This is a genomic window from Campylobacter lari subsp. lari (assembly GCF_013372185.1).
Classification (GTDB): Bacteria; Campylobacterota; Campylobacteria; order Campylobacterales; family Campylobacteraceae; genus Campylobacter_D; species Campylobacter_D lari.
In genome coordinates this window covers 725,630-751,338 of the sequence record NZ_CP053830.1, presented here as the reverse complement: position 1 = coordinate 751,338, position 25,709 = coordinate 725,630, and the positions used below count along the sequence as shown (strand labels likewise).

28 protein-coding genes are annotated in these 25,709 nt (G+C 29.0%); 6 read left to right on the top strand and 22 right to left on the bottom strand.

The window, feature by feature from the left end; translation table 11 throughout:
- Nucleotides 1-11: 11 nt before the first annotated feature.
- The 4 genes from CLLT_RS04010 to CLLT_RS03995 are packed head-to-tail and all read right to left on the bottom strand — an operon-like array spanning nucleotide 12 to nucleotide 4,233.
- Nucleotides 12-1,172: a molybdopterin molybdotransferase MoeA gene (locus CLLT_RS04010; protein WP_074692035.1), complete on the bottom strand. Its 1,161-nt coding sequence runs from the start codon at nucleotides 1,170-1,172 to the stop codon at nucleotides 12-14.
- Nucleotides 1,169-2,425: a UDP-N-acetylglucosamine 1-carboxyvinyltransferase gene (murA, locus tag CLLT_RS04005; RefSeq protein WP_074692032.1), complete on the bottom strand. Its 1,257-nt coding sequence runs from the start codon at nucleotides 2,423-2,425 to the stop codon at nucleotides 1,169-1,171. The genes CLLT_RS04010 and murA overlap by 4 nt, the downstream gene beginning before the upstream one ends.
- A gap of 57 nt (nucleotides 2,426-2,482) precedes the next feature.
- Nucleotides 2,483-3,550 (bottom strand): tyrosine-type recombinase/integrase, encoded by a 1,068-nt coding sequence (locus tag CLLT_RS04000; protein ID WP_074692029.1) that lies wholly within the window; start codon nucleotides 3,548-3,550, stop codon nucleotides 2,483-2,485.
- Nucleotides 3,550-4,233 (bottom strand): aspartate/glutamate racemase family protein, encoded by a 684-nt coding sequence (locus CLLT_RS03995; RefSeq protein WP_074692027.1) that lies wholly within the window; start codon nucleotides 4,231-4,233, stop codon nucleotides 3,550-3,552. Before CLLT_RS03995 ends, CLLT_RS04000 begins: the two co-directional genes overlap by 1 nt.
- Before the next feature lie 96 nt (nucleotides 4,234-4,329).
- Between CLLT_RS03995 and CLLT_RS03990 the strand changes: the two genes are divergently transcribed.
- Nucleotides 4,330-4,530 carry a hypothetical protein gene (locus CLLT_RS03990; RefSeq protein WP_074692024.1) on the top strand — a complete coding sequence of 67 codons (201 nt, stop codon included), beginning with the start codon at nucleotides 4,330-4,332 and terminating at the stop codon, nucleotides 4,528-4,530.
- Nucleotides 4,531-4,951: 421 nt separating this feature from the next.
- On the opposite strand, the gene CLLT_RS03985 is transcribed toward CLLT_RS03990, so the two are convergent.
- Together CLLT_RS03985 and CLLT_RS03980 are read right to left on the bottom strand one after the other, a co-directional pair.
- Complete coding sequence (locus CLLT_RS03985) at nucleotides 4,952-5,443, bottom strand: SixA phosphatase family protein (protein ID WP_012661445.1); 492 nt, start codon at nucleotides 5,441-5,443, stop codon at nucleotides 4,952-4,954.
- A complete protein-coding gene (locus CLLT_RS03980) occupies nucleotides 5,440-5,970 on the bottom strand; it encodes a rhomboid family intramembrane serine protease (protein WP_012661444.1) in 531 nt (176 codons plus the stop codon). The genes CLLT_RS03985 and CLLT_RS03980 overlap by 4 nt, the downstream gene beginning before the upstream one ends.
- Nucleotides 5,971-6,084: 114 nt before the next feature.
- Here CLLT_RS03980 and CLLT_RS03975 point away from each other — a divergent pair, with 114 nt between their 5' ends.
- Complete coding sequence (locus tag CLLT_RS03975) at nucleotides 6,085-6,495, top strand: PepSY-like domain-containing protein (protein ID WP_074692021.1); 411 nt, start codon at nucleotides 6,085-6,087, stop codon at nucleotides 6,493-6,495.
- 4 nt (nucleotides 6,496-6,499) lie between these two features.
- Here the strand turns inward: CLLT_RS03975 and CLLT_RS03970 are convergent, their stop codons facing one another.
- Both CLLT_RS03970 and ybeY read right to left on the bottom strand, forming a co-directional pair.
- Entirely contained in the window at nucleotides 6,500-7,468 is a 969-nt protein-coding gene (locus CLLT_RS03970; RefSeq protein WP_012661442.1) for a DUF3298 and DUF4163 domain-containing protein, read from the bottom strand.
- Nucleotides 7,469-7,882: an rRNA maturation RNase YbeY gene (gene ybeY / locus CLLT_RS03965; protein ID WP_012661441.1), complete on the bottom strand. Its 414-nt coding sequence runs from the start codon at nucleotides 7,880-7,882 to the stop codon at nucleotides 7,469-7,471. It lies immediately after the preceding gene.
- A gap of 52 nt (nucleotides 7,883-7,934) precedes the next feature.
- Between ybeY and queC the strand changes: the two genes are divergently transcribed.
- The gene (gene queC / locus CLLT_RS03960; RefSeq protein WP_012661440.1) at nucleotides 7,935-8,600 is read left to right on the top strand and encodes a 7-cyano-7-deazaguanine synthase QueC; all 666 of its coding nucleotides are present in this window, start codon (nucleotides 7,935-7,937) and stop codon (nucleotides 8,598-8,600) included.
- A 63-nt stretch (nucleotides 8,601-8,663) separates the two neighbouring features.
- The gene (locus CLLT_RS03955) at nucleotides 8,664-9,236 is read left to right on the top strand and encodes a YceI family protein (protein ID WP_070257006.1); all 573 of its coding nucleotides are present in this window, start codon (nucleotides 8,664-8,666) and stop codon (nucleotides 9,234-9,236) included.
- A 43-nt stretch (nucleotides 9,237-9,279) separates the two neighbouring features.
- On the opposite strand, the gene CLLT_RS03950 is transcribed toward CLLT_RS03955, so the two are convergent.
- From CLLT_RS03950 to mobB, 6 genes are all read right to left on the bottom strand, one after another.
- Nucleotides 9,280-10,023, bottom strand: a complete 744-nt coding sequence (locus CLLT_RS03950; RefSeq protein WP_012661438.1) for a substrate-binding domain-containing protein — start codon at nucleotides 10,021-10,023, stop codon at nucleotides 9,280-9,282.
- A 62-nt stretch (nucleotides 10,024-10,085) separates the two neighbouring features.
- On the bottom strand, nucleotides 10,086-11,027 hold the full coding sequence (locus CLLT_RS03945) for a hypothetical protein (RefSeq protein WP_074692018.1): 942 nt from the start codon (nucleotides 11,025-11,027) through the stop codon (nucleotides 10,086-10,088).
- Nucleotides 11,028-12,917, bottom strand: a complete 1,890-nt coding sequence (gene metG, locus CLLT_RS03940) for a methionine--tRNA ligase (protein WP_074692015.1) — start codon at nucleotides 12,915-12,917, stop codon at nucleotides 11,028-11,030.
- Nucleotides 12,918-12,931: 14 nt separating this feature from the next.
- A complete protein-coding gene (locus CLLT_RS03935) occupies nucleotides 12,932-13,126 on the bottom strand; it encodes a hypothetical protein (RefSeq protein ID WP_074692012.1) in 195 nt (64 codons plus the stop codon).
- Nucleotides 13,126-13,974, bottom strand: coding sequence for a class 1 fructose-bisphosphatase (locus CLLT_RS03930; protein WP_070257012.1), 849 nt, complete (start codon nucleotides 13,972-13,974; stop codon nucleotides 13,126-13,128). The genes CLLT_RS03935 and CLLT_RS03930 overlap by 1 nt, the downstream gene beginning before the upstream one ends.
- 9 nt (nucleotides 13,975-13,983) lie before the next feature.
- Entirely contained in the window at nucleotides 13,984-14,463 is a 480-nt protein-coding gene (gene mobB, locus CLLT_RS03925) for a molybdopterin-guanine dinucleotide biosynthesis protein B (protein WP_012661433.1), read from the bottom strand.
- A gap of 86 nt (nucleotides 14,464-14,549) precedes the next feature.
- Here mobB and CLLT_RS03920 point away from each other — a divergent pair, with 86 nt between their 5' ends.
- Entirely contained in the window at nucleotides 14,550-15,044 is a 495-nt protein-coding gene (locus CLLT_RS03920) for a hypothetical protein (RefSeq protein ID WP_012661432.1), read from the top strand.
- Here the strand turns inward: CLLT_RS03920 and CLLT_RS03915 are convergent.
- Genes CLLT_RS03915 through gltX form a run of 3 tightly spaced genes read right to left on the bottom strand, consistent with a single transcriptional unit; the run spans nucleotide 14,932 to nucleotide 18,154 of the window.
- Entirely contained in the window at nucleotides 14,932-16,569 is a 1,638-nt protein-coding gene (locus CLLT_RS03915) for a lytic transglycosylase domain-containing protein (RefSeq protein WP_070257014.1), read from the bottom strand. The two genes, CLLT_RS03920 and CLLT_RS03915, sit on opposite strands and share 113 nt — an antisense overlap.
- Nucleotides 16,570-16,857, bottom strand: a complete 288-nt coding sequence (locus CLLT_RS03910; RefSeq protein ID WP_012661430.1) for a YggT family protein — start codon at nucleotides 16,855-16,857, stop codon at nucleotides 16,570-16,572.
- Nucleotide 16,858: 1 nt separating this feature from the next.
- A complete protein-coding gene (gltX, locus tag CLLT_RS03905) occupies nucleotides 16,859-18,154 on the bottom strand; it encodes a glutamate--tRNA ligase (protein WP_074692008.1) in 1,296 nt (431 codons plus the stop codon).
- Nucleotides 18,155-18,287: 133 nt separating this feature from the next.
- Here gltX and CLLT_RS03900 point away from each other — a divergent pair, with 133 nt between their 5' ends.
- A complete protein-coding gene (locus CLLT_RS03900; RefSeq protein ID WP_012661428.1) occupies nucleotides 18,288-18,710 on the top strand; it encodes a PepSY-like domain-containing protein in 423 nt (140 codons plus the stop codon).
- A 21-nt stretch (nucleotides 18,711-18,731) separates the two neighbouring features.
- On the opposite strand, the gene CLLT_RS03895 is transcribed toward CLLT_RS03900, so the two are convergent.
- The 5 genes from CLLT_RS03895 to CLLT_RS03875 all read right to left on the bottom strand — a co-directional run bounded on the left by CLLT_RS03895 (nucleotide 18,732) and on the right by CLLT_RS03875 (nucleotide 25,559).
- Nucleotides 18,732-19,265 (bottom strand): HyaD/HybD family hydrogenase maturation endopeptidase, encoded by a 534-nt coding sequence (locus tag CLLT_RS03895; RefSeq protein ID WP_070257018.1) that lies wholly within the window; start codon nucleotides 19,263-19,265, stop codon nucleotides 18,732-18,734.
- Entirely contained in the window at nucleotides 19,262-19,954 is a 693-nt protein-coding gene (gene cybH / locus CLLT_RS03890; protein ID WP_012661426.1) for a Ni/Fe-hydrogenase, b-type cytochrome subunit, read from the bottom strand. Before cybH ends, CLLT_RS03895 begins: the two co-directional genes overlap by 4 nt.
- 15 nt (nucleotides 19,955-19,969) lie before the next feature.
- Entirely contained in the window at nucleotides 19,970-21,685 is a 1,716-nt protein-coding gene (locus CLLT_RS03885; RefSeq protein WP_074692005.1) for a nickel-dependent hydrogenase large subunit, read from the bottom strand.
- Between the two features lie 2 nt (nucleotides 21,686-21,687).
- Nucleotides 21,688-22,827 (bottom strand): hydrogenase small subunit, encoded by a 1,140-nt coding sequence (locus CLLT_RS03880; RefSeq protein ID WP_074692002.1) that lies wholly within the window; start codon nucleotides 22,825-22,827, stop codon nucleotides 21,688-21,690.
- Between the two features lie 158 nt (nucleotides 22,828-22,985).
- Nucleotides 22,986-25,559, bottom strand: a complete 2,574-nt coding sequence (locus CLLT_RS03875) for an ATP-dependent Clp protease ATP-binding subunit (protein WP_074691999.1) — start codon at nucleotides 25,557-25,559, stop codon at nucleotides 22,986-22,988.
- Between the last annotated feature and the right edge of the window lie 150 nt (nucleotides 25,560-25,709).

Genomic DNA, 25,709 nt, shown 5'->3' with positions numbered 1-25,709 from the left:
GCAATACCCTATTAAATTTTTAAAACTTTAACTTCTTGATCTTTTACTAATTTTATATCATCAATTTTTGTGATTAAAATATGCGTATTTTCATACAAAGGTTTAATCATACCTGATCCAAATTTAGCTTTATTTGGTATAAAAGATTCTTGTGATATCTTTCCAAACACAAAATCATTTCTACCGCCTTTAAAATTTAAATCACATGCTAATTTTACTTCTAAAAATTCCAATAAATCTAATCCATAAAATAAATTTAAAATATTCTTAGCAAAAATATGCGTTGAGATTAAAGAGGCTAGGGGATTTCCTGGTAAGGCTAGAAAAAGCGTGTTGTTTTTATTAAAAACTTTTACATGCTTACAAAGCTTTGCATTAATTTTTTCAAAAATAGGGCTAAAACCACTCTCAAGTAAGGCTTGCCTTATAAAATCAGCCTCGCCCATACTAGCACCACCACTGCTAATTAACACATCAAAATCACTAGTGTTTAAAATTTTCTTATACGCATTTAAATCATCTTTTATAAGACCTAAATACTCAACATCTGCAAAATCTTGCAAAATAGCATAAATTCCAAAAGCATTAGCATTATATATACTATACTCATCTGCTTTTTCCCAAGGCTCAACTAACTCATCTCCGCTTGAAAAAATTCCAACACGAGATTTTTTTAGCACATTTAACTCATAAATTCCTTGTGCAGCAAGCATAGCTATCATAGCTTGGGTGATTTTTTGTCCTTTTTTAAATAAAAGCTCGCCAAATTTAGCTTCTTCTCCTTTAAAGCGGATGGCATTATTTTCTTTAGCATTTTTTGCGTTTAATTTTCCATTTTCAAGCAAAGCATCTTCAAACATTAAGATGGTATTTGCATTTTGTGGAATTTTAGCTCCTGTCATGATTTTATAACATTCATTTTTTTCTATGCTATATTCATGTTTATCGCCTGCTAAAATACTCCCTTTTATATCTAATAACTCATTTTTATCTGCATAATTTAGCGCATAGCCATCTAAGGCTGAATTATCAAAAGAGGGTAAGTTTTTTAAAACAAAAATATCTTCATATAAAATTCTTCCCAAGGCCTTGGTTAAATTTATTTTTTCAAATTTAGCACATGGTTTAATTTGTTCTTTTAAAAAATCTAAAGTTTCAAAAATATCTCTCATTCTTCAAGCCTTCTTATGCTCGCACCTAAATTTTTAAATTTTTCTTCCAAATTTTCATATCCTCTATCGAGATGATAAATTCTATGAATTTTACTCGTTCCCTTAGCTGCTAAAGCTGCTAAAATCAAAGCTGAAGATGCACGCAAATCAGTAGCCATAACATCAGCTCCAAAAAGCTCTTTTGTGCCATTTATAGTAGCAATATGCCCATTTAATCTTATATCAGCACCCATTCTTAAAAGCTCACTTACATGCATGAAGCGATTTTCAAACAATCTCTCATCTATAATGCTAACTCCATTTGCTCTTAAAGCCAAAGCCATAAATTGCGCTTGCATATCTGTTGGAAAACCTGGATACTCACTAGTTAAAATTTCAACTGGTTTGATTTCTTTAGCAGGGTTTATACTAATACTATCTTCACTTATATCAAAGCTAAAACCCATTTGCTCTAATTTTGCCAAAACCGCTCCAAGATGGTTTGCATTGACATTTTTTAAGGTAATTTTTGAATTTGTAATAGCTCCTGCGCACAAGTAAGTTCCTGCTTCAATGCGATCAGGAATGATTTTAAAAGGTTTAAATTCTAAAAGCTCTCCGCTTGTACCATAAATTTCAAGCTCATCACTTCCCACACCTTTTATATCAAGCCCAGCCTCAGCTAAAACCTCGCAAAGTTGCACCACTTCAGGCTCTTTAGCGACATTTAAAAGTCTTGTTTTACCATGAGCTAAGGCTGCTGCCATGATGATATTTTCACTGCCTGTAACAGTAATTTTATCAAACATCACATCAGCACCTTTGAGTTTTCCACTAGCTACCACATAACCTTGTTTTATTTCAATATTTGCCCCCATTTTTTCTAAAGCTAAAAGGTGTAAATCAATAGGACGTTGGCCTATAGCACAACCCCCTGGCAAAGATACTTCACAATTTCCAAATCTAGCTAGTAAAGGCCCTAATGTAAGTATAGAAGCGCGCATTTTGCGAACAATGTCGTATTTTGCTATGGTTTTATTTAAATCTTTAGTGTTTATTTTTGCAAAATTATTCTCAAAAGTATAACTTGCCCCTAAATTTTTAAGCAAAGAAAGTAGGGTGCAAATATCTGCAACATTAGGCAAATTTGAAATTTGAGCTTCATTTTTAGCTAAAATACTTGAAGCTATCAAAGGAAGTGCAGCATTTTTTGCACCACTTATTATCACTCCTCCGCTTAATTTTTCAACACCATCAATCTCTAAATAAGTCATTAATTTCCCTTAATTTTATAAAATAACATTATTTTACAACAAAAAATTATATATTTTTTAAGTTTTATCGTGAAGTTTTTTAGCTACTTCTGCTGCTAGTTTTAATTTTTCATTATCAAAATGTGTATAAATTCTTGAAGTATTTAAACTTGCATGACCCAATGCTTCTTGAACTAAAACCAAATCTTTTTGCTTTTTATAAAGTAGGGTGGCAAAAGTATGTCTTAGCATATGAGCTCCATTTTTTTGTTTGCGAATTCCTGCTTTAAATAAAATTTGCTCTACTATACGCGAAACATAAGCTTGAGTCAAAGCTTTGCCATTGCGATTGACAAATAAAAGCCCATCATAAGAGAGATAATTTACCCTAACATCTTTTAAAAGATGCTCTATAAGCTCTTTTTTTATCATCACAACGCGGTATTTATTACCTTTGGCTCTAATGCGTATAATATAAAGATCATTTTCTTCGCTTATATCTTTTAATTTTATATTAATAGCTTCACTTACACGCATTCCTGTAAAAATGATGATTTTAATAATCAAGCGATTGCGAATAGTGTTGCTTTTAAAATCTGTATTATCAATAGCATCTAAAAATTTACTCACTTCGTCTTCGCTCATATACTCAGGTAGCTTAACTCCCTTGGAACTACTTATACCCGCCCAGTTTTTAAGGTTGATATCAAAAATATGTGCTTTTTGTTCTTCTTCATTTTGTTTATCTAAAAATGCAAAAAAATTAATCACAGCTATGCGGTAATTTTTCTTACTAGCATCAGATAATGAAGCGCTAATGCTTGCTAAAATTTCCACCAAAAGCTCTTCATCTATTTGCTTTAATGAATAAAGTTTGTAAAAAAGTAAATATTCATAGAGTTTTTTTAAAGGATTAAAATAAGTATTAACCCCACTAAGTCCAGCATTTCTAGCCTTTTTTACATAAGCATCAAGCTCTTGTATATTTTTTACACCCTTACTTAAAGCTAAATTTACTACAGCTAAAGCTTGAGGATCTTTTAATTCCTTATTTGATAAAGAATTAAGCTTAAATTTAACATACCTACAAAGCCAAAACAAGAATGATTTTTCAAAATTTTCTTCACAATCTAGAGGATATTTCATCACTCATTCTCCAAAGCTTTCAAAGTAGCCATTTTTGCATGAATATATGCACTATCAAATAGCTTTTTAGAGCTCTCTTTTATAATCAAACCAAGTTCAGTACAACCCAAAATCACTCCTTGAACTTGTGGAAATTGAGCAATTAAATCACACAAGTATCTTTTTGATTTTTCATTTATAATACCTTTGCAAAGCTCATTAAAAATAATATCATTAAGCTTTAAAATATCATCATTTTTGGGAATAAAAACTTCAATCTTTGAGTTAATTAAAAGTTGTTTATAAAAATCTTCTTGCATAGTGTATTTTGTCCCTAATAACAATACTTTATCGATATTTTGCTCTTGAAGTTCTAAAAGCATAGCTTTGGCTAGATGTAAGATAGGAATTTGAATGTTTTTTTGTATATTTTCATAACATTTATGCATAGTATTGGTACAAATTAATATAAAATCAACTCCGCACTTTTGCAAAAGTAGGGCATGTTGGGTCAAAATTTCACTTGCTTTTTGCCAATCATTCTTTCGTTGGCATTCTTCTATTTCTTCAAAATCAACGCTAGTTAAAACTATCTTAGCACTATGTAATTTTCCTAATTTTTTATTTGTTAATTTATTGATAATTTCATAATAACTAAGTGTGCTTTCATAACTCATTCCACCTATTAAACCTATGGTTTTCAAACTTTTTCCTTTTAAATTTAATGTAAAAATTATAAAAAAATCTTACTTAAAAAATATCAAGCTATAATTATAAAAAACAAAATAGGGTAAAATAATATGTTTTTCAAGAAAAAAACCGCACAAAAGCAAGCAAACCAAAGCAATAACTCAAAACAAAATAATACTTCAAATAATGACTTTGCACAAGAAAAAAGACTTTATGAGTTTAGAGAAAATATGAAAAAACTTAGTAAAGATGAAAATAGTGCTAAACTTTTAGCAAAACAACTTTCAAGATTAATCCAAAAATCCAAATAAAACCAAAAATTCCTTACAAGTTAAACTTTTATATGTATTTTCCTTTTTACTCATCATTTTAGCTTTTTTAGTCTATAAAAATATTTTAATTTAAACTTAATATATATGTAAAATTATATGATAAATAGTAAAATCTTGAAATTGTATATATTTTGTATTGAAAACTATAATTTTCAAACTATTATATTTATCTGCACTTTCATAAGTAAAATATATTTAAAAATACCTATAATATAGTATTTTAAAGCATTTTAATTTTTGAGTGAAAATAACTTATCCATAAAAAAATAAGTATAATTTTTTGAAAAATATTATAAGTTATTTTATGTAGCTATGAAAGACTAAAGATGTATATTTTTTATTTCAACTAAATTTTAGTTTATATTTTTGCTTAAATAAATTTGAAGTTTAAAAATGTAGATTAGTTATTTTCTTGACTTTTAGGATAATCAAAAAACACAATTTCCCCGCTGTGTTCTTTTATATCTTTAAATTCTTTTATGTCAAATTGCATACATAAAATAGCAGAAGTTGGAAAGTTTTCTAAATCTATATGAGCTAAATATTCACAAAGTTCTTGCAATAAAGGATTATGCATAATTAGCACTACCCTACTCTCTTTTAATTCTTTTATAAAATTTAATACATCCTCTAAATTACCATCATAAAAGCTTTTTTCTATCTTGATATCTTTTTCTTTTAAAGAAAAGCTTTTGCAAAGTTTTTGTGCTGTTTTTATACACCGCCTAGCAGGACTTGAGATAATGCTTTGAGCTTTAAATTCTAAATCTTTAATCCTATAAATCATAGTTTTTAAATCATCTTTTCCACTAGAACTAAGCTCTCGTTGCAAATCTTGATCGTAGTTTTCTTTTTGAGCTTTAGCATGACGGATAAAATAGATATATTTCATCTTATAACCTTAAATTTACCCAAAGCATATCCACATATAAAGCCAAAAATATGTGCATACCAAGCTATATTAACACCCATAAAAATAGGCACAAAACTCATTAACAATATAGCCACGATAAGCCCTTTAGTGGCGGTTTTATCTAAATATGCATAATATCCCATTAAAACACATATAGCACCACTTGCACCCACTACATTTACAAAACTACCATCAAAACTTAAATATACATAAAAAGCACTAAGCAAAGAACAAAGAATTCCACCGATTAAATAAAGCAAAGCAAATTTAAAACTTTTTAAGTATTTTTCCAGCATAGATCCAAATTGAAAAAGCACTATCATATTTAAAATCAAATGAGGCCAATTTCCATGCATAAACATTGAGCTTAGAATTTGCCAGTAAAATCCTTGAAAGAAAAATAAATTTAAACCTAAAATAGCATCTAAATTTAAGGAACCAAAATAAAGATAATTCACAAAGACAAATATCACAATATTTAAAGCGATTAAAAAAGAAGCTATCATTGCCCTACTTTGTATTTTTAATAATTATAACAAAAAGCTATTTAAATTCTAGCTTACACATAAAATTCACACTAATAAGATACAATATCGTCAAAAAATAAAATAAGGTTAAAAATGAAAAAACTAGCTTTAGCTTTTTTTATCGCTCTAAATACCCTTAATGCAGGTATAGTTATAGCACCTGATTCTTTGCCGGTAAATATCAAACAATTTATTAAAGATTATTTTAATGCAGAGATAGGCCTAGTAGAACAAGATGGTTATTCTTATGAGATTTATTTAAGTGATGGAAGTGAGATTGAGTTTTCGCTTAATGGAGAATTTAAAGAAGCTGAAAATTTTAGATCGCTAAATTATGCGATTTTACCCCTAGCAATACAAAATACCATTAAAAATATCTACCCTAATACAGCAATCATAGAAATAGAAAGAAAAATTTCTTATTATAAAATCAAACTTAATAATCAAATGAAACTTTATATAGACGATAATGGAACGATTTTAAGACAAAAATTTGACGATTAAATGCTTATTTGATTTTGCTCAAATAAGCTAATTTTGAATTATTTTTCCAAAAAGCTTTTAATTCGTCAAAACTTACAAAAACTTCAATTGCTCCTGTTGAATATGGAGCTATCTCGTAAGGTTCCCATATAAAATTTAATCCATCTTTTCTTACTTCAAAAATTTCACTCATTTTAAGCTCTTTAATCTCAAATAATTCATTTTCACTGTATAAACTTAAAATCTTTTGCTTAATCATATTCTGAAAATCTTCACTTTCTATTTTTAACTCATTTTTTATATTTATAAGTTTCATATCATCAATACTATAAGTTTTTCTTAAAAAATTAGTCATGCCATGAGCACCACCTTTATACTCATAAATATTTTTTCCTAAAGAGATAATATGCTCATCTTGGTAAAACATATAAGCTTGAGAAAAAAACTCATTATTAGAAATGTTTTCTTTACTCCATTTTTCAAAGCTTTCTTTTGCTTTTTGTTTTAATGAATTTTTATCTAAATTCTCATTAAAATCATCAATAATTTTATTTAATTTTTCATTTTTACTTGTCAATTTTAAAATATCTTCACTAAAGTCAAATTCTATAGTTTTATTAGCATCTAGTTGTTTTTGCTCTTTAAGTGATAATTGATAAATCATCATATTTGTTTTGCTGGCTAAAAAGCTAAATTCTTTTTTTACTTCATCTATTTTGCATAAAGCATCAAATTTATTTTTATGCATATCTTTTAAAACACAAGTTCCAAAATCTGCTATATCTATATAATACTCATCATTCTTAGCACTACCCCAAAAACTGTATTGTTTTTGTTTTGTTTGGACAAAACCATAACTAGTGTTACTTTTAATGGAACTATATAAATGAATATCAAATTCCTTTCCTTCTAAAATATTTAATGTAAATGTATTTTCATTATATGCATATAAACTTGCACATAAACCTAAATTTAATATTATTTTTTTAATCATTCAATCCCCTTCTTGTGTTCTTATAATTAAACTTTTTGGTAGTTTAAAATACTCAATCCATTCTTGTTCTTTTTGTCTCATTTGTCCTTGATCTACCTCATGATCATAACCTTGCAAATGAAGCATAGCATGTATAAAAAGCAATGCCATCTCTTCTTCATTGCTGTGTTTATACTCCATTGCTTTTTTACTTACTTCGTCTAAATTTATCACTATACTGCCAAGCAAATTTTCACAATTTTGCACTAAAGGAAAAGACAAAACATCTGTAGTTTTATCTACTCCTCTTTGATTAAGATTAATTTCATGCATGATTTTTTCATCTACTAAAACAAGTTCTATATTTTGATCACTCATTTTTTGAGCAATTTTTTCAAGAAAAGAAATATCCATTTCTTCTTCACAAAAAATCATTATTATCCTTTTGATTTTATAATTTCAAATTATATCAAAATTAAGGAAAAGTATGAAAAAAGCTCTTTGTATTATAAGTGGTGGTATGGATAGTACTTTATGTGCATATTTAGCCAAAAAAGAAGGATATGAAATCATTGCTTTACATTTTGATTATAATCAACGCACCATGCTTAAAGAAAGAGAATGTTTTAATAAAATTTGTGAAAAACTTAATATAAAAACAAAATATATTTTAGATGTTTCATTTATAGCAAATATTGGTGGCAATTCCTTAACGGATTTAAATTTAGAAATTCCCAAAGAAAAGCTACACGAAAAAGAAGTTCCAAATACTTATGTTCCTTTTAGAAATGGCATTTTTTTATCCATTGCAGGAGCTATAGCTGAAAAAGAAAAATGCGAAAGTATTTTCATAGGAGTGGTGCAAGAAGATAGTAGTGGTTATCCTGATTGTAGTGCAAATTTCATACAAAAAGCAAGTGAATTTATCAATGAAGGCACAACAAAAACTTGTAATGTTGCAATTAAAACCCCATTAGTTCATCTAAGCAAAGGACAAATAGTTGAATTAGCCTTAAAAGAAAAGGTAGCCTTAGAATGCACTTGGTCTTGCTATGAAAGAGAAGATAAAGCTTGTGGCAAATGTGATAGTTGTTTATTAAGACTAAAAGGCTTTAAAGAAGCCAATGTGAAAGATTTTATAGAATACATTTAAAAATTTACTTTCATTTTATATTTGTTTGTATAATAGATTTTATATATTAAAAAAGGAGAATTAATGAAAAAAATATTACTTGGTTCATTTTTAGCTGTTTCAATTTTAGCAAGCAATGCTTTAAGTAAAGAATTTATTCTAGATAAAGCTCATTCAAATGTGGCTTTTAAAATCAAGCATTTGCAAATTAGTAATGTAAATGGAAATTTTAAAGACTATGATGCAGTAATTGATTTTGATAGTGCTAAATTTGAATTTAATAAACTTCAAGCAAATGTAAAAGTTGCTTCTATAAATACTGAAAATAAAGCAAGAGATGCTCATTTACAACAAGATGATTTTTTCAAAGCAAAAACCCACCCAAGCATCACTTTTACTATGAGCAAATATGAAAAAATTTCTAATGAAAAAGGTAAAATGTATGGTTCTTTAAATATTGCTGGTGTAAGCAAAGATATTGTTTTAGATGCTGAAATTGGTGGGGTTATTAAAACAGATAGTGGTAAAGAAAAAGCAGGGTTTACTTTACAAGGACAAATTAAAAGAAGTGATTTTAAATTTGCTCCAGATACCTCTAGTTTGACACTTAGCGATGAAGTACAAATAAATATAGAAGCAGAAATTAATGAAAAATAATTTAAAAAGCATTTTACAATAAAGTAAAATGCTTTAACTTAATTTATTTAGCTAACCAACCTTCTTTTTCCCATACTTTTTGTGCCTCTTTACTTTGTGTAAATTCTATAAATTCAGCTACTTTTGGATTTTTTAAACCTTTTTGTGTTGGTACTATTTCAGCAGCTCTATAAATAATTGAATTTTTATCTGCTTTAATAAATTTATTTTCTTTCTCGCCAACTGCTTTAATCCAATGTGTCCAAATGATTAAAGCATCGATATTTGGATTATTTTTCCACTCATCAACTGCAGCTTTTGAATTCTTAGCATACACTTTGATGTTTTTTCTAAGTTTTTCTAGGTTTTCGATTTTTCCTGTTTTTAAAGCCATATCTTCATACAAGCCAACCTGTCCTGCTCCATCAACCACCATAACATTAACACCATCTTTTAAAAGGTCTTCAAATTTTTTAATTTTTTTAGGGTTATTAGCTCTTACTATCATACCTGAGCCTCTAGCATTTAAAACCTGAACATCTTGTATTTTGATTTGTTTTGACATAGCTTTAACAAATCCATCCATCATAGATGTATTACCAGAGTAAATAATATCAGCATCCATTTTGGCTTGTTTGATCCATTTAGGTGTTGGCCCTGCATTAACAATAACTTTTTCTCCGCTTTTTGCTTCAAATTGTTTAGCAAGTTCTTTTAAAACAGGAGCTGGACCGCCTGGGCCATAAACTAAAATTTCAGCATTCAATGCAGCTGCAGCAAATAAACTTAAAAATAAAATTTTTTTCATATTTTTTCCTTTAAATTAATGAAATAAAATTAGAAATATAGCTTTTTAAAGTATATGTTTTTTTAATCAAATAAATTAATATTTTTTTCACAGACAAAAAAGCATTCTAAAAAGTCTTCTACATTTTCTTTTATCAAGCAATATCTAAAATCAAGAAAATTTTTTAATTCTTTTAAATTTGCATAAGAAAAATCACAAAATAAAGAATTTTTTAATGCGGTTTTAAAACCCTTGGTGTCTTGAAGTTTTTGTGCTATAAAGTCAAAATCCTCATCATTTTCCACGAGTAAAATTACCCTAGAGCTACCTCCAAAAGCACAAATTTCATTTTTTGAGTTTAAAAAATAGGCTTTAAAAAGTTCTAATTTTTTATCATTAAAACTAAAGGCTAATTTTTGACTTTCTACAAATTCAATAAAACTAGCAAAAATATCTGCATAAAAAAATGCAAATTTTAAATCTTTAAAATACAAATTTTTACAAAGCAAACTCGTTTGAAATAAAGATTTTGAGCCTAAAATTTCATATTTACAAGCTTTTAAGGTATGAAAATTTGATTTTAATTTTAAAATAAATTTTTCATCATTAGAGCAAAAGAAAGTTTTTTCTTTAGAATTTTTTAAAAGATCAAAATCTAATAAAATATTTGAGTTTAAGGCTTTAAAATTAAAGGCTTTTGCAAATTTTAATTCTATATGATTGCAATATATAAATTCATAAGATTTTTCTTCGCATAAAAATCTAAAAAGCCTAAAAATAGCCTCTTCAAGATCATCAACTTGAAGATAAAATACATCTTTATCTTCAAGATTTAATTTCACTTCACTTACTATGACATAAGCACCAAGTTTTATAGCAAAACTAGCTTGTTCATTATTCTTAGTAAAAAAAACACTCGCTTGTTTAATTTTATTTAAATCAATGCTAAAATCATAAACACTAGAAGTTGCACCATAGTTTAAAACTTGGGCATTAATAAGCTCAATAAAATTAGAAATATTCATCTAGCCTATTAAGGCTCCATTTTCAATAAAACTTTGAGGGCTAATTAAAACTAATTTACCATTTTTTTCTGCACTTAAAATCATACCTTGACTTTCATAGCCAAAGATTTTAGCTTTTTTTAAATTAGTTATTACACAAACTTGTTTACCTATTAATTCACTAGCTTTGTAAAATTTAGCAATACCTGAAAGCACTTGTCTTGTCTCTCCATTTTCAAGTTCAAGCTGGAATTTCAAAAGCTTTTCACTGCCTTCTATATTCTGACAATCTTTTACTAGTGCTACTTTTATTTCAATTTTTTTAAAATCATCAATTTTAATTTGAGCTAAATTTGGTTTATCTTCAGGTATTTTTTCTTCTTTTTTTGGCTCTTGAGTTAATTCTATTTTTGGAAATAAAGCTTCACACGGACTTGATTTTAAATCACATAATTGATTATTTAAAATTAATTTTTGATAATTTTCATTTGAAATTTCAAAATTTAATGCTTTGGCAATTTTTAAAGCTGTGTTTGGCATAGCAGCTGAAAGCAAAATCGCTACTTTGGCTAAAATATTAGCACATAAAGCCACTAAAGCATTTGCTTTTTGCATTTGATCATTTTTTATCAAATTCCAAGGTTCATACTTACTGATGCTTAAATTTGCCAAAGATAAAGCTTTAAAAAGCTCTTCTAAATAGCGATTTGGCTGGATATTTTCTAAAGCATTGATTGCATTATCTAAATATTCTTTGCACTCATTTAATTCTTGATTAAAATATAAATTCACATCTTTACAATCAATAATATTTTGAGAATACTTAGCACTCATACCGATAATTCTATTTAATAAATTTCCAAGTTCATTGCTTAATTCTGCATTAATTCTAGCAATTAATGCTTTTTGAGAAAAATCTCCATCATTTCCAAAAGGAACTTCTCTTAATAAAAAATATCTAAAAGCTTCCAAACCAAAAACATCTGCCACTTCTTTAGGTGCTACGGCATTGCCTTTTGATTTGCTCATTTTCTCACCATCTTTTGTCCACCAACCATGAGCAGCGATAAATTTTGGCAAAGGTAAATCCAAACTCATCAAAAATGCTGGCCAATACACTGCATGAAAACGCAAGATGTCTTTGCCCACAAAGTGAATGTGCGCAGGCCAAAAATCCATATTTGCTTCATCATTGCCCCATCCTAGCGCACTTACATAATTCATCAAAGCATCAAGCCAAACATAAACTACATGTTTATCATCATTTAATTCTTTTGGAAGTTTTACACCCCACTCAAAACTCGTTCTTGTTATAGAAAGATCTTTCAAACCACTTTCTACAAAATTTATAAGCTCATTTGCTTTATTTTTAGGTAAAATAGGCTCTTTTTCTTTATACCATTTTAAAATTTGATCTTGATATTTGGAAAGCTTGAAAAAATAACTTTCTTCTTTTAAAAGCTGTGTTTTTTTACCACAATCTGGGCAATGACACTCGTTTACAAGTTGAGTTTGAGTAAAATAACTCTCACAAGAAACACAATAAAACCCCTCGTATGTGCCTTTATAAATATCACCTTTATCAAACATTTTTTTAAAGGCTTTTTGCACGCTTAATTTGTGACTTTCATCAGTAGTTCTAATGAAATAATCATAAGAAATTTCAAACTCATCCCAAAGTTTTTTAAATTTAGCACTAATTTCATCAGCATATTCTTTGGGAGTAAAATTTTTAGCACTAGCAGCTTGTTCTATCTTTTGGCCATGCTCATCTGTGCCTGTTAGAAAAAAAGTTTTTTCTCCTTGTAAGCGATAAAATCTAGCCAAAGTATCAGCTATAATAGTTGTATAAGCATGACCTATATGAGCCACATCATTTACATAATATATTGGAGTAGTAATATAACGCATTTTTTAACCTTTAATTAAAAATCAAATCCACCTTCTTTGCCCTTAGACATACTCTTATAAACTGCATCAACGTATTCTTTTCTTAAATTGCACTCAAAAACCATAGAGCAAGGCAAACAAGATTTTAAATTTTTATTATTTTGACAAGCTTGAAGTTCATTTTTTTTATGCTCTAAAGCTAATTCAAATGTATCTTTGCTTTCACTCATTAAAGACCTTTGTAGGCTTGTTTTAATTTTTCAATTTCGTATTTTGATCCTAAAAAGCAAGGTGTGCTTGCATGAATTTTTTCAAATTCTAAATCAAGTAAAGAATCATTTTCTCCATTTGTAGAAAGTCCATTTGCCTTTTCAAAAATAAAAGCAAAAGGAAATACCTCAAAATAAGCTCTTAATTTTCCATTTGGCGCATCAGAGGTTGCAGGATAAGAAAACAAACCGCCACCTTTGAGTAAAATTTGATGCAAATCACTCACCATAGCACCAGAATATCTTAAACGATATCCCTCATCAAATAAAGCTTTTATAAAAGCTCCATGAGTGCTTGACCAGTTTTTTTGTGTCCCACCACATGCATTTAATTTACCTTTTTCATTAAGTTTTAATTCTTTCACAAAAACAAATTCATCATTTTCATTTAGTCTATAAAGCATAGGTTTTTCAAAACACACAACAAGCTCTAATCTTACTCCATATATGGCATAAATTGCTGCTTTTAAATTCTTAGCCTTTGCTTCATTTTCATATATAGCAAAAATAGAACCTATAGCAAAATTTACATCCACCAAAGAAGAACCATCTAATGGATCATAAGCTACAATGTATTTTTCATTTTCATTAATTAATAATTGCTCTTGTTTTTCTTCGCTAATTAAACTTTTAATATTTTTATTTTGCCCTAAAATTCTAGTGATAATCTCATCACTTTTTACATCAAGTTTTAATTGATTATCCCCAGTTGCATTTTGAGAACTTGTATAATCAAAATCCTTTAAATATCTTAGCTCTTGTGAAATTTCAATCACTGCTTTTTGTATATCTTTAATTAATTCTTGCATGCTTCTACCCTACACTTTCTTTGAATTTTTTAATATAAAATCACAAATACCTTCTAAATCATCTAAATAAAGCCAAGTTAAATTTTCATTTTCAACTTTTTTGTAACTTGCAATAGCATTAGAATAGGCAAAATAACTCTCATCAATTTCTTTGCAAAACACGCTAATTCTTGGCATATCTAAAGTTTTTAAGCCCTCTATAAATAAAAAATCAAAATCACCTAATTTTGCAATAGCATCATCTAAAGTACTTGGATAATGGGTAAATAAAGTTGTCCTTGTAGGACTTAAAACCATCACATCAGCACCACTTTGAAAAAATTTAAAGCTATCTTTTTTTGCTATATCAAAACTTGCTTTATCTTTTGGATCATGCTTTATAATGCAAACTTTGTAATTTTGCTCCATAAAATGCTTTGCAATTTGGGTAATTAAGGTCGTTTTTCCTGAATTTGAAGGCCCACTAAAAGCCATCGCTAATCTTTTCAATTATCTTACCTACAAATTAAAATAAGCACAATTATATCTTTTTAAAAGTTAAAAGCTTATAATTATGAAAAAAATTAGGAAAAAATATGAAAAAAATTTTTACAATTATTTTTTTGGCATTAATTTTTAGCGCATGCTCCAATAAAACTCAAAAACAAAGTGAAATCGATCTAAAAAGTCAAACTCTTATGTATGCACAAAAAATCAATTTTAATTATAAAGATAATAGAGTAGTTGCTTTATTAAGCTATCTAAATCCTGTATTAGATGAAAAAAGTCAACAAGAAGTTTTTGTGCTTAGTTTTTTACCAAATATCAATATCAAACAAGAACAAATTTCAATACTCATAAATGGAGAAAAAACCAACTTAAAAGCCTTAGATCAAAATGATGAATTATTTAAATACATTATCAAAAGTGATTATGCAAGTTATTACAAAATCACTCTTGATGAGTTGGTACAAAAACCTATTTTAAAACTTGATTTGTGTTTTGAAAATCAGTGCTTTGAGTTAAAGTTTCAAAAAATTTCGAAATCGGTGTATTATCGTTCAGAAGATGCAAATACACAATATAATTAGCTAAAACCTTTTTAGCATACACCCTACTTTCCGCATAAGGAACTAGTTCCATAGATAAAAATGGTTCGTATTTTCCTGCTCTAAACATATCTTCTCTTTTGAGCATTCTAGTGGCAAATCCTATACCTCCATTATAAGCATAAGCCACAAATACTGGAGAAGAAAGTTTAGATTCTAGATAATCTAAATGATGATTTGCAAAAGTATAAGCTGTTTTTGGATCAAAAAGCATATCTTGGTCAAAATTTGGAATTTGAAGCTCTTTATTGCCTATATGATTAGCTAAAAATGGGATAAATTGCATTATACCCAAAGCATAAGAGGTTGAAATTGCTGTTGGGATAAAACGGCTTTCTTGTCTTGCTAGAGCTAAAATCATAGCCTTTCTTTGTATAGAATAATCTTTTAAATACTCAAAATAAGGCATAATGAAATAATGTTTTTTAAAACCTTCAGCTCTTTCTTTAATATAAGCATAAATAGCAATATTTTCTTTAGTATAAAAATCTTTTGCAAGATTTTCTAGCTCATTAGGAGTACCTTTTGCAATTTCTCTTGCAAGTTTTTGCCAAGCAAAAGGATCTTTCATATCGAAATTATTTTTTTGTTTTTTTGGATTTAACTCTTCTATTTTAGGCAAAGGTAAATCTTTTAATTCTCTTGCATAAAGACTATAAATATTTAAAGAGTCACTTTGAGCAAGTTCATCAAGATACTTTTTATCTTGAGTAATTAAATAAACCCAAAAATTTGCATTATCCACTAAAGGCTTGCTTTTAAAAGTATCTTTTGCTACTTGGAAAAATTCCAGTGCTTTTTTATCATCATTTTCTAAAATAGCATTCACACCTAGATAAAAAGCATTATCTTGAAAAGTTAAATTTGCATCTACATTAACTAAAGATTTCCTTATCAATGGGCTTTTTTTCTTAATGATAATTTCTTTTACAAAATTTGTAAATTCTTTTTCTTTTGCTAGCTCATCGGCAAAATCTTTTTCTAAGAAAAAATCTTTTTTATCTTTTAAAAAGCCATAAATTTTATAAAAATTTGCACTATCATAATTTAAAACTGCATAACTTAGAGGATCTTTAGCGTTAAAAGCTTCTAAAAGCTTTACTAAATTTGAATTATCTTGTGGGATAACTTTTTTCATCTCATTACGCGTTGAAGCATTAAGATCTTGTATAAAAGTTAAACTGTTTAATCTTATAAGCTGACAAGTAGCATTAGCATCTAAGATATTTTGCGTATTAAATTTATAACAAGCTTCATATTCTTTATTATATCCCAAAGGTGGAATGATCGTTTCAATAGCATTTTTAATACGCCCTGCATAACGATAAATATGTTCTTTTAAACCTTCGACTTCTTCTTTTTTAAATTCATTTTTTTCTAATAAACGATATAAATAATAATCCTTAGCTAAAGAATTTGGTCTTTGCTCTAATTCTTTATAAGAATACATCGCACTATTTGCAAAAACTACTCCAGCTAAAAGCAATACTACACTTTTTTTCAACACTTATAAACTTCCTAAAATTAAATTTGATAAAAATATTTGGATAAATTTTAATCCTAAAATAATAATCAAAGGCGCTAAATCAATACTTCCTATAGTAGTAGGAATAAATCTTCTTACAAAAGCATAGGCAGGGTTAGTTAAACGATATAAAATTTGCACTATAGGATTATACGGATCAGGCCTTACCCAAGAAATCAACGCTGCAATGATTATAATCCATACATAAATTTCAATCACTAAAGAAAAAATTTGCACCAAAGATACAATCAAACTTGTTCCAACTCCCATTTTACTCCTTTATAATTTCTTTAATAAAAGGTTTGATTAAAGTATAAATTTCACTCATTTCGGGTCCGTGAGTAACCCCTGTTAATACTAAACGCAAAGGCATAAAGAAATTTTTACCTTTTAAATTTGTTTTTTGCATTAAAATCTTTTTGAACTCATCATATTCTTGAGGTAAATCCAAATCTTTTAAAACTTCTTTAATCAACTTGCATTCATCATCAAACTCTTCATAATTTTTCTTAGTAAAGATTGTTTGAATTTTTTCTTTTATCTCATTTAGCGTACTAGCTTCTTGAGTGTAAAATTTAGCCAAATCTGCCACATCTTTATCTAAGTTTAATAAAGAATTTAACTTATCATTATCAAGCATTTTTATATGCTCACGGTTAATTTGCATCAAGCGCTTAGTATCAAATCTAGCAGGAGATTTTGAAACTTTTTTCAAATCAAACCATTCTATAGCTTCTTCTAAAGTAAAAATCTCTTTTGGAGTTTTATTGCCCAAAAGGATTAAATAATTTGCAATTGCACTTGCTAAATATCCATTATCAAGCATCCATTTTACACTAGAATGAGCCTCTCTTTTGCTCATCTTAACACCCTCTTCATTTAAAATGATAGGTAAATGTGCATAAGTCATGCTTTTTTTATATCCTAAACTCGCTCTAGTATGCTCTTGCTTAGGAGTATTTGAAACATGATCTTCACCCCTTATGATACAAGTAACACCTTCTAACATATCATCAACCGCACAAGCAAAATTATAAGTTGGGGTTTTATCTGCTCTCATAATCACAAAACTATCAATATCATCAGGATTAAAACTAATCTCACCTTTAATATAATCAGTAAATTTCATTTGAGATTGAGGTTTTTTAAGACGAATTACAAAAGGTTTCTCACAATTTAACACATCAATATCTGCTAATTTTTCACAAGTCCCATCATATCTATAAGCCTTATTTTTACTTTTAGCTAATTCTTTTTTATGAGCCAACTCATCCTCAGTACAAAAACAAGCAAAAGCTTTTTTTTCACTTACTAGCTTTAAAGCCATTTGACGATGAAATTTCAAATTCTCACTTTGTATATAATAATGCTGCCAACTTATGCCAAATTCCTTTAAAATAGCTTTTATTTCTTCTTCTTTTCCAGTAATATTTCTAGCATTATCCGTATCTTCGATACGCAAAATAAAATCTGTATTTTCTTGTCTTGCTTTAATATAATTAAACAAAGCTGCTCTTAAATTTCCAATATGCATATCTCCAGTAGGCGATGGTGCAAACCTATACATTATTTATCCTTTTAAAACTTTTTTGTCATTATACAATTAAATACTTGCTATTTATTTTAAAAAAACATAGTTCACACAAAATTCACTCAATATTTATATGATTTCACAAATAATTCAATTCAAAGGATAAAAAATGAAATTAAAAATAGCTTTAACAACATTAGCTCTAGCAAGTTGTGTTTTTGCAAAAGATATGGTTGTCGGTGTAAATGCTTTACCAGCAAATTCTAAAAATTTTATACAAAAGCACTTTACAGGCTCAAACATTGCTTTGGTTAAACAAGATATTGATAGCTTTGATGTTTATTTGGATAATGGAACTGAACTGGAGTTTTTCACAAATGGTGATTGGAAAGAAATTGATGCAAAATACAGACCGATTGATACTTCTTTTTTAAGTCCAAATGTTTTAGCAACGATTAAAAAAATGCATCCAAATGCAAGTATAATTAAAGTTGAAAAAGAAATTCAAGGTTATAAATTTAAACTAAATAATATGATGGAAATTTATACTGATGTAAATGGAAATTTCTTGGGACAAAAATTTGATGATTAAAAATTAAGCTAAGCTTTTTGCTTAGCTTTTATAAGAATTTAGAGCAAGCTCTTGTATATTATAATTAGCAACTCTCTCATAAGCAAAGCCTTTTTTCTCTAAAAAATCAAGTAAGATTTTCTCCATTTTTTCTAAAGCATTTAAAACTTCTTTTGAAAGTTCAAAACTCAATGGTTCTATGCGTTTTGGTACACAGGCTAAAATTTGAGTTTTAGGCAAATCTCCCATAAGCTCCATGTATTGTAAAGTTTGAAGCATTTCAACTTCATGCGCACTACCACTCCAATTAACTTTTTTTGGCATTGCCTCATAGGGAAAAAAGAAAATATCGCCTATATTTGCATCATCTGCTGCAATACAATCAATCACAACCATTTCATCATATTCAGCTATAATATAGCTAAGTTGCAAAGCCAAAGTTCCACCATCTACAAAGCTTACCGAGTCTTTTTTATGATAAAACTTATAATTTTTTTCTAAAAGCTTGCAAAGATGAACGCCTAAGCCCTCATCTGCAAACATAATATTACCAATACCTAAGATCAATAATTTCAATGATTTTCTCTTACAAATTTATAACCACTAAAAATAGCATCTAGGGCACCATCTTTACCTTTAACTGAGTTAAACACAGCCATATAAATATGCACTGGAACAAAAATTAAAACAATCCACATTAAAATTCTATGGTAGGTTCTAACATCGGCCAATCCACCTAACATTACTTCAATAGGTCTTAAGATGTTATATAAAAATCCGCCCAAACCCTCATGAAACACATGTACATAAAGAATTAAACCTGTTAAAATAAGTCCAAACATAACAAGATAAAAGAAAAAATAAGTAACAAATTGCAAAGGATTATATACACCTTGTAAATGTGGGTGCTTTCCTAGGAAAATGTAAAATTTAATCTGCTCTATCCATAATTTTACATTAAAAATATCTTTTATGCTTTTTCTCTCACCGTCGCTTTTTTTATCAAAAAAGAACAAATATGTTTTAAAAATCACACAAGCTATTAAGATAAATCCAAAAATTTGGTGTACCATGCGGTATTTTGCCTGCATAAATAAAGTTGGTTCAGATGAGATAGATGGAGATTGAAATACATAAGAAATATAATATCCAGTCCCTACTAAAATCACGATCGCAACTGCTCTTAACCAATGTGTAAAGCGAAGGCCAATACTAAATTCATATTGAGCCTTTCTATTTGTTTTTAAGGAATGTTTAGAATCCATACTAAAGTCCTTTCCTTATAAATTTACATTAACTTTATACTCGCTAAGATTATTGCCTTTAGTATCCATTACATGCACAGCACATGCTATACAAGGATCATAAGAGTGAATAGCTCTTATTACTTCTAAAGGTTGTTTAACATCAGCTAGTTTTGTTCCAATAAGACATTGCTCATAACTTCCACCTACCCCATTTGCATCTTTTGGACTTGCATTCCAAGTAGAAGGAACCACAGCTTGCCAGTTTTCAATCACACCATCTTTAATTCTACACCAATGGCTCAACGCACCACGAGGTGCACTTCCCATAAATCTACCTTTGTATTCTTTGTTTTTATCGATTACATAAGTAGCACAAGTGCTTTCATCTGTTTTTAAATTTTCAACTAAAGAATTAAATGCTTTTAAACCATGATCAGCAATGATTTTAGCTTCAATCGCTCTAGCACCAGTTCTTCCTAAAGTACTCATAAGTGCTTTAACTGGTAAATTCGTAGCTTTTAAGAATGAATCAACCGCTTCTACTACGATTTTATTACCCTTAGCATAATTTACTAAAATATTTGCTAATGGTCCAACTTGCATAGGTAAATTTTCATATCTTGGAGCTTTAATCCAGCTGTATTTACCTTTGGTATCAAATACCTTACTATGAACCATATTGCCTTTATCATCAATGCTTTCACCATCAATTAAGCCTGTATAGTTTGGATTAGTTTTGCCATCATAAGGGTGTAAAGCTTCATTATTTGCATACCATGATCTTGTAGCCTCTTCAGTGATTTTAGCTTCATCTACTTCTTCAACTTTACTCAAATCACCATTTCTAATAATACCACCCTCAAATAACCATTCATCACTAGAAACTTGGAATTCTCTTTCGGTGTAGAAATTATTTACTCCAACATCATTTAATACACTCGCTTCTTTAGAATAAGCTTTTGCTGCCATGATTAAATCAGGATAATAAGCACGGTTAATAAAATCAGCTACTTCTTGGAATTTAGTCATATATTCAGCCATTCTTGATGGGTTTAAAAGATCCATAACACAAGTTACACCACCAACAGTTAAACTTTGTGGATGAGGATTTTTAGCACCAAAAATTGCCATAGCTTGAGCTATAACTCTTTGAATTCTTAAACATTCTAAATAATGTGAAAGTGCAATAAGGTTTTGCTCAGGAGTAAAGCGATAAGTCGCATGTCCATAATAAGCATTTGCAAACGGTCCAAGATTTCCTTTATCTACAAAAGTTTTTAATCTTTTTTGTACTTCTAAAAGTTTATCTGCACCTGTTGCATAAGGCATGTCAGTGTATTTAAATGCTTCATCACTTGCTTTTTTTACATCAGCACTTAAAGCACTTACAACATCAACAAAATCAAGCCCGTGAAGTTGATAAAAATGCACAGGATGATCGTGCATATACAAAGCTGCATTCATTAAAGTTCTAGTTAAAACTGCATTTAATGGTGGAGTAATACCCAAAGCATTTTCTACCGCAATAATCCCTGCTCTATAATGCGAAAAAGTACAAACACCACAAATTCTTTGAGTTAAAAAGCCTGCATCTCTTGGATCACGACCTTTTACAATAGTTTCCAAACCTCTCCATAGTGTTGATCCTGAATATGCTTCTTTAATGACATTATTTTCATCAACCACCACTTCAACTCTTAAGTGCCCTTCTATTCTAGTAAGTGGATCTATAATAATTCTTTTTGACATTCTTAATCCTTATTTTTTTCTAATGAAGCAATCACAGCATGCGCAGCAACAGCAACACCTGTTACACAAAGCACACCTATACCAATTTTGTCTGAAATACTATCAGCACCCAAGCCATAAACAGTATCAAATAATCTTCCCGCCATAACTTCTTCAAAAGGTCCCATAGTATCCCAAAAATCAGGCTCTGAACAACCTATACAACCATGTCCAGCTTGGATTGGCCATGAGGTATGTTGATTAAATCTTTCTCTTGAGCAGTTATTAAAAGTATAAGGTCCTTTACAGCCTACCTTATAAAGACAATATCCCTTTTTTGCCCCCTCATCACCAAATTGTTGCACAAACTCACCCGCATCAAAGCGTCCTCTTCTTTCACAAAGATCATGAATTCTTAATCCATAAGCCCATTTTGGTCTATTATAAGCATCAAGCGCTGGCAATGTCTGATACAATATATAATGAATCACATTACCTATAATATTTTTTTCGCTTGGAGGACAACCTGGAACATTAATAACTGTTTTATTTGTAACCTTACTTAAACTTACAGCATTGCTTGGATTAGGTCTAGCAGCTTGAATACCACCAAAAGCTGAACAGGTACCTATAGCAAAAATAGCCAAGGCATTATCACAAGCTTCTTGAGCTATTTGCTTACCTGTTTTACCGTGTGGTCCTATGGTTAAAAAGTTTTCTGTAGCACCTGTTGGTATACCACCTTCTACCATTAAGATATATCTACCTTTGTATTTTTCCATAGCAGCTTCAAGATTATGCTCAGCTTGCCAACCTGCTGCACCCATTATAGTTTCATGATATTCTAAAGAAATATGATCAAAAATTAAACTATCTATAGTAGGAGCATCACTTCTTAATAAACTCTCAGAACATCCTGTACATTCAGCCATATGAAGCCAAATCACTGGAAGTCTATCACTAAGCTCAGCAGCTCTTGCAACTACTGGAGTAAAACTAGCAGGTAGTGCTAAAAATGCAGTCATTGCACTAGCCCATTTCATAAAATCTCTTCTTGAAAAACCTGATTGCTCTAAGGCTTTAGAGATAGAAATCTCATTTTTTAAAAGAGGAAGTTTTTCTAATGCGTCTAAACGGCGATTAAAAATATCTAAATCACTCATTTGTTGTTCCTTAAATATAGAAATATCATTAAAGATTTTAAAACATTTATTGTTAAGAATAGATAAAAAATAATATTTTTAAAACAAATATACGAAGTATTTACAATTTAATGTTAATAGGATAATTTTACTCTAAAATAAGCAAGTATTGCACTTGCTTATTGTTTAATAATAACAATCTCATCATCTTTAGAATCTATAATAATCTCATCATTTTCATTTAATTCATCAGATAATATCATATCACTTAATTTATCTTCTACCATGTCATATAAAGCTCTTTTTAATGGTCTTGCACCAAAATCTACATCAAAACCAACCTTTGCTATTAACCTAGCAGCATTATCGCTCAAACTTGCTTTGATACCTCTATTTTCAAGACTTTTTTGCAAGGTATTAAAAAGTAATTTAACTATTTTTTCAGCTTCACTTTCCCCTAAAGGATTAAAAGTAATAATATCATCTAAACGATTTAAAAACTCAGGTCTAAAAAAACTTCTAAGGGCTTCTTTGATAGCTTTTTCTCTTTCTTCACCCTTTAACTCCATGATAAAATTTGCACCTATGTTAGAAGTTAAGATAATTATAGTATTAGTAAAATCAACCGTTACACCTTTACTATCTGTAGCCCTACCATCATCTAAAATTCCCAAAAGTATATTAAACACATCCTTATGAGCTTTTTCTACTTCATCAAATAAAATAACACTATAAGGCTTTCTTCTAACAGCTTCAGTTAGCTCCCCTCCTTCTTCATGTCCTATATACCCTGGAGGTGCACCTAAAAGTCTTGATATGCTGTGTTTTTCCATAAATTCACTCATATCAAAACGCACCATAGCTTTTTCATCGTCAAATAAAAACTTAGCCAAAGCCTTCGCACTTTCTGTTTTGCCTACCCCAGTTGGCCCTAAAAATAAAAAGCTTCCTATAGGCTTGGTTGCTTGATTTAGCCCTGCTTTATTACGCTTAATAGCTCTAGCTAAGGCACTCAAAGCCTCATCTTGTCCTACGACGCTTTCTTGTAAATACTCTTGAATATGTAAATATTTTTGCTTTTCTGAAGTTAGCATTTTTTGCACGCTAATGCCCGTCCATTTGCTTAAAATACCAGCTACTAAATCCTCATCTACTTGGTTTTTAAGCAAAACTCCTTTTTGGGTCATTTGTTTCCATTTTTCTTCTAAATTTAATACCTCTTTTTCGCACTCTAAAATTTTGCCATATTCTATTTCAGCAGCTTTTTGGAAATCTCCTTTATTTTTAGCTAAAATAGCTTCATTTTTTAAAGTATCGATTTCTTTTTTCTTTGCACTTATGCCATTAAATACTGCTTTTTCATTTTCAAATTTAGCATTAAGTTTGATTTGCTCTTCTTTTAAATTTGCTAATTCTTTTTTAATCTCTTCTAATCTTTTTTCATTAGCTTCATTTTCTTCCATTTTTAAAGCTTCATTTTCTACTTCCAAGCTTTCAATTTGCTTTCTAACCTTTCTTAAAGAATTTGGCTCACTTTCTATTTGCATTTTAAGCTCAGCTGCTGCTTCATCTATTAAATCAATCGCTTTATCTGGTAAAAATCTATTAGCTATATAGCGTTTAGATAGTTTTGCAGCTGCTACCAATGCACTATCATTAATAGTTACATTGTGATGAATTTCTAATTTTTCTTTTATACCTCTAAGCATAGCCAAAGCTTCATTTACACTAGGTTCAGCTACATTTACAGGTTGAAATCTTCTTTGTAATGCTGCGTCTTTTTCAAAATATTTTCTATATTCTTTTAAAGTTGTAGCACCTATTGTATGAAGCTCACCTCTTGCTAAAGCAGGTTTTAAAATATTTGCTGCATCCATACTTCCTTCATTTGCACCCGCGCCCACAATGGTATGAATTTCATCTATAAATAAAATTATATTTTTATGCTTAATAACCTCATTTACAACCGCTTTTAATCTATCTTCAAATTCTCCTCTGTATTTTGCTCCTGCTATTAAAGCACTCATATCTAAAGCTATGACTTTTTTATTTTGCAAAGAAGTAGGAACATCTTTTTTTACTATTCTTTGCGCTAAAGCTTCCACTACAGCAGTTTTTCCTACCCCTGGCTCACCTAATAAAATAGGATTATTTTTAGTTTTTCTTATTAAAATTTGCATTAATCTTTGAATTTCTTCTTCCCTGCCTATAACAGGATCAAGTTCATTGTTTTTAGCTTTCATAGTCAAATCAATACCAAATTTAGATAAAGAATCAAGCGTTTCATCGCTTGTTTTGGTTTCTATTTTAACTCCAGCTCTAATGAATTCTAATTCTTTTTTAAATTCATTTAAATCTACAAATTTAGATAAAAGTTCTTTAATAACTCCACTCGTACTTTCTGAAACAAGCCACATATCCACAGCTAAATAGTTATCTTTGTTTTCTAAAGCCAAGCCTTTTGCTTTTTCTAAAGAATTAATAAATTCATTTGAAAATTTAATATTATCTTTATTTACATTTGAGCTAGTGGGAAAAGATGAAATTTTACTTTTTACTTCTAATTCAAATGCCTCTTTAGAAACATTTAATTTATTAAAAACTTGATTTAGCAAACTTGAACTATCAACACTTAAAGCCCATAATAAATGCAAAGGTTTTATTTCACTATTCTTAGAATGAATGGCTAAAGAAATCGCACTTTCTATATTTGAAAGCATAGAATCTGTTAAAAAATCTTGTATATTTGCCATTTTTTACTCCTTTTTACTTTTATATATGATGTATTATATAACTTTAGTCTATTATTGTCAAGTTTATTTAGTTATGTTTATAAATAATTTTTTATATATACACACTAATATCATAAAAATATTTACTTTATTTACGATTTTTTAAGCAAA

Bases quoted from the DNA above. Each gene is read 5' to 3' on its own strand.
- CLLT_RS04010 (WP_074692035.1), bottom strand. From the start codon at position 1,172: ATGAGAGATATTTTTGAAACTTTAGATTTTTTAAAAGAACAAATTAAA.
- murA (WP_074692032.1), bottom strand. From the start codon at position 2,425: ATGACTTATTTAGAGATTGATGGTGTTGAAAAATTAAGCGGAGGAGTG.
- CLLT_RS04000 (WP_074692029.1), bottom strand. From the start codon at position 3,550: ATGAAATATCCTCTAGATTGTGAAGAAAATTTTGAAAAATCATTCTTG.
- CLLT_RS03990 (WP_074692024.1), top strand. From the start codon at position 4,330: ATGTTTTTCAAGAAAAAAACCGCACAAAAGCAAGCAAACCAAAGCAAT.
- CLLT_RS03985 (WP_012661445.1), bottom strand. From the start codon at position 5,443: ATGAAATATATCTATTTTATCCGTCATGCTAAAGCTCAAAAAGAAAAC.
- CLLT_RS03980 (WP_012661444.1), bottom strand. From the start codon at position 5,970: ATGATAGCTTCTTTTTTAATCGCTTTAAATATTGTGATATTTGTCTTT.
- CLLT_RS03975 (WP_074692021.1), top strand. From the start codon at position 6,085: ATGAAAAAACTAGCTTTAGCTTTTTTTATCGCTCTAAATACCCTTAAT.
- CLLT_RS03970 (WP_012661442.1), bottom strand. From the start codon at position 7,468: ATGATTAAAAAAATAATATTAAATTTAGGTTTATGTGCAAGTTTATAT.
- ybeY (WP_012661441.1), bottom strand. From the start codon at position 7,882: ATGATTTTTTGTGAAGAAGAAATGGATATTTCTTTTCTTGAAAAAATT.
- queC (WP_012661440.1), top strand. From the start codon at position 7,935: ATGAAAAAAGCTCTTTGTATTATAAGTGGTGGTATGGATAGTACTTTA.
- CLLT_RS03955 (WP_070257006.1), top strand. From the start codon at position 8,664: ATGAAAAAAATATTACTTGGTTCATTTTTAGCTGTTTCAATTTTAGCA.
- CLLT_RS03950 (WP_012661438.1), bottom strand. From the start codon at position 10,023: ATGAAAAAAATTTTATTTTTAAGTTTATTTGCTGCAGCTGCATTGAAT.
- CLLT_RS03945 (WP_074692018.1), bottom strand. From the start codon at position 11,027: ATGAATATTTCTAATTTTATTGAGCTTATTAATGCCCAAGTTTTAAAC.
- metG (WP_074692015.1), bottom strand. From the start codon at position 12,917: ATGCGTTATATTACTACTCCAATATATTATGTAAATGATGTGGCTCAT.
- CLLT_RS03935 (WP_074692012.1), bottom strand. From the start codon at position 13,126: ATGAGTGAAAGCAAAGATACATTTGAATTAGCTTTAGAGCATAAAAAA.
- CLLT_RS03930 (WP_070257012.1), bottom strand. From the start codon at position 13,974: ATGCAAGAATTAATTAAAGATATACAAAAAGCAGTGATTGAAATTTCA.
- CLLT_RS03920 (WP_012661432.1), top strand. From the start codon at position 14,550: ATGAAAAAAATTTTTACAATTATTTTTTTGGCATTAATTTTTAGCGCA.
- CLLT_RS03910 (WP_012661430.1), bottom strand. From the start codon at position 16,857: ATGGGAGTTGGAACAAGTTTGATTGTATCTTTGGTGCAAATTTTTTCT.
- gltX (WP_074692008.1), bottom strand. From the start codon at position 18,154: ATGTATAGGTTTGCACCATCGCCTACTGGAGATATGCATATTGGAAAT.
- CLLT_RS03900 (WP_012661428.1), top strand. From the start codon at position 18,288: ATGAAATTAAAAATAGCTTTAACAACATTAGCTCTAGCAAGTTGTGTT.
- cybH (WP_012661426.1), bottom strand. From the start codon at position 19,954: ATGGATTCTAAACATTCCTTAAAAACAAATAGAAAGGCTCAATATGAA.
- CLLT_RS03885 (WP_074692005.1), bottom strand. From the start codon at position 21,685: ATGTCAAAAAGAATTATTATAGATCCACTTACTAGAATAGAAGGGCAC.
- CLLT_RS03880 (WP_074692002.1), bottom strand. From the start codon at position 22,827: ATGAGTGATTTAGATATTTTTAATCGCCGTTTAGACGCATTAGAAAAA.
- CLLT_RS03875 (WP_074691999.1), bottom strand. From the start codon at position 25,559: ATGGCAAATATACAAGATTTTTTAACAGATTCTATGCTTTCAAATATA.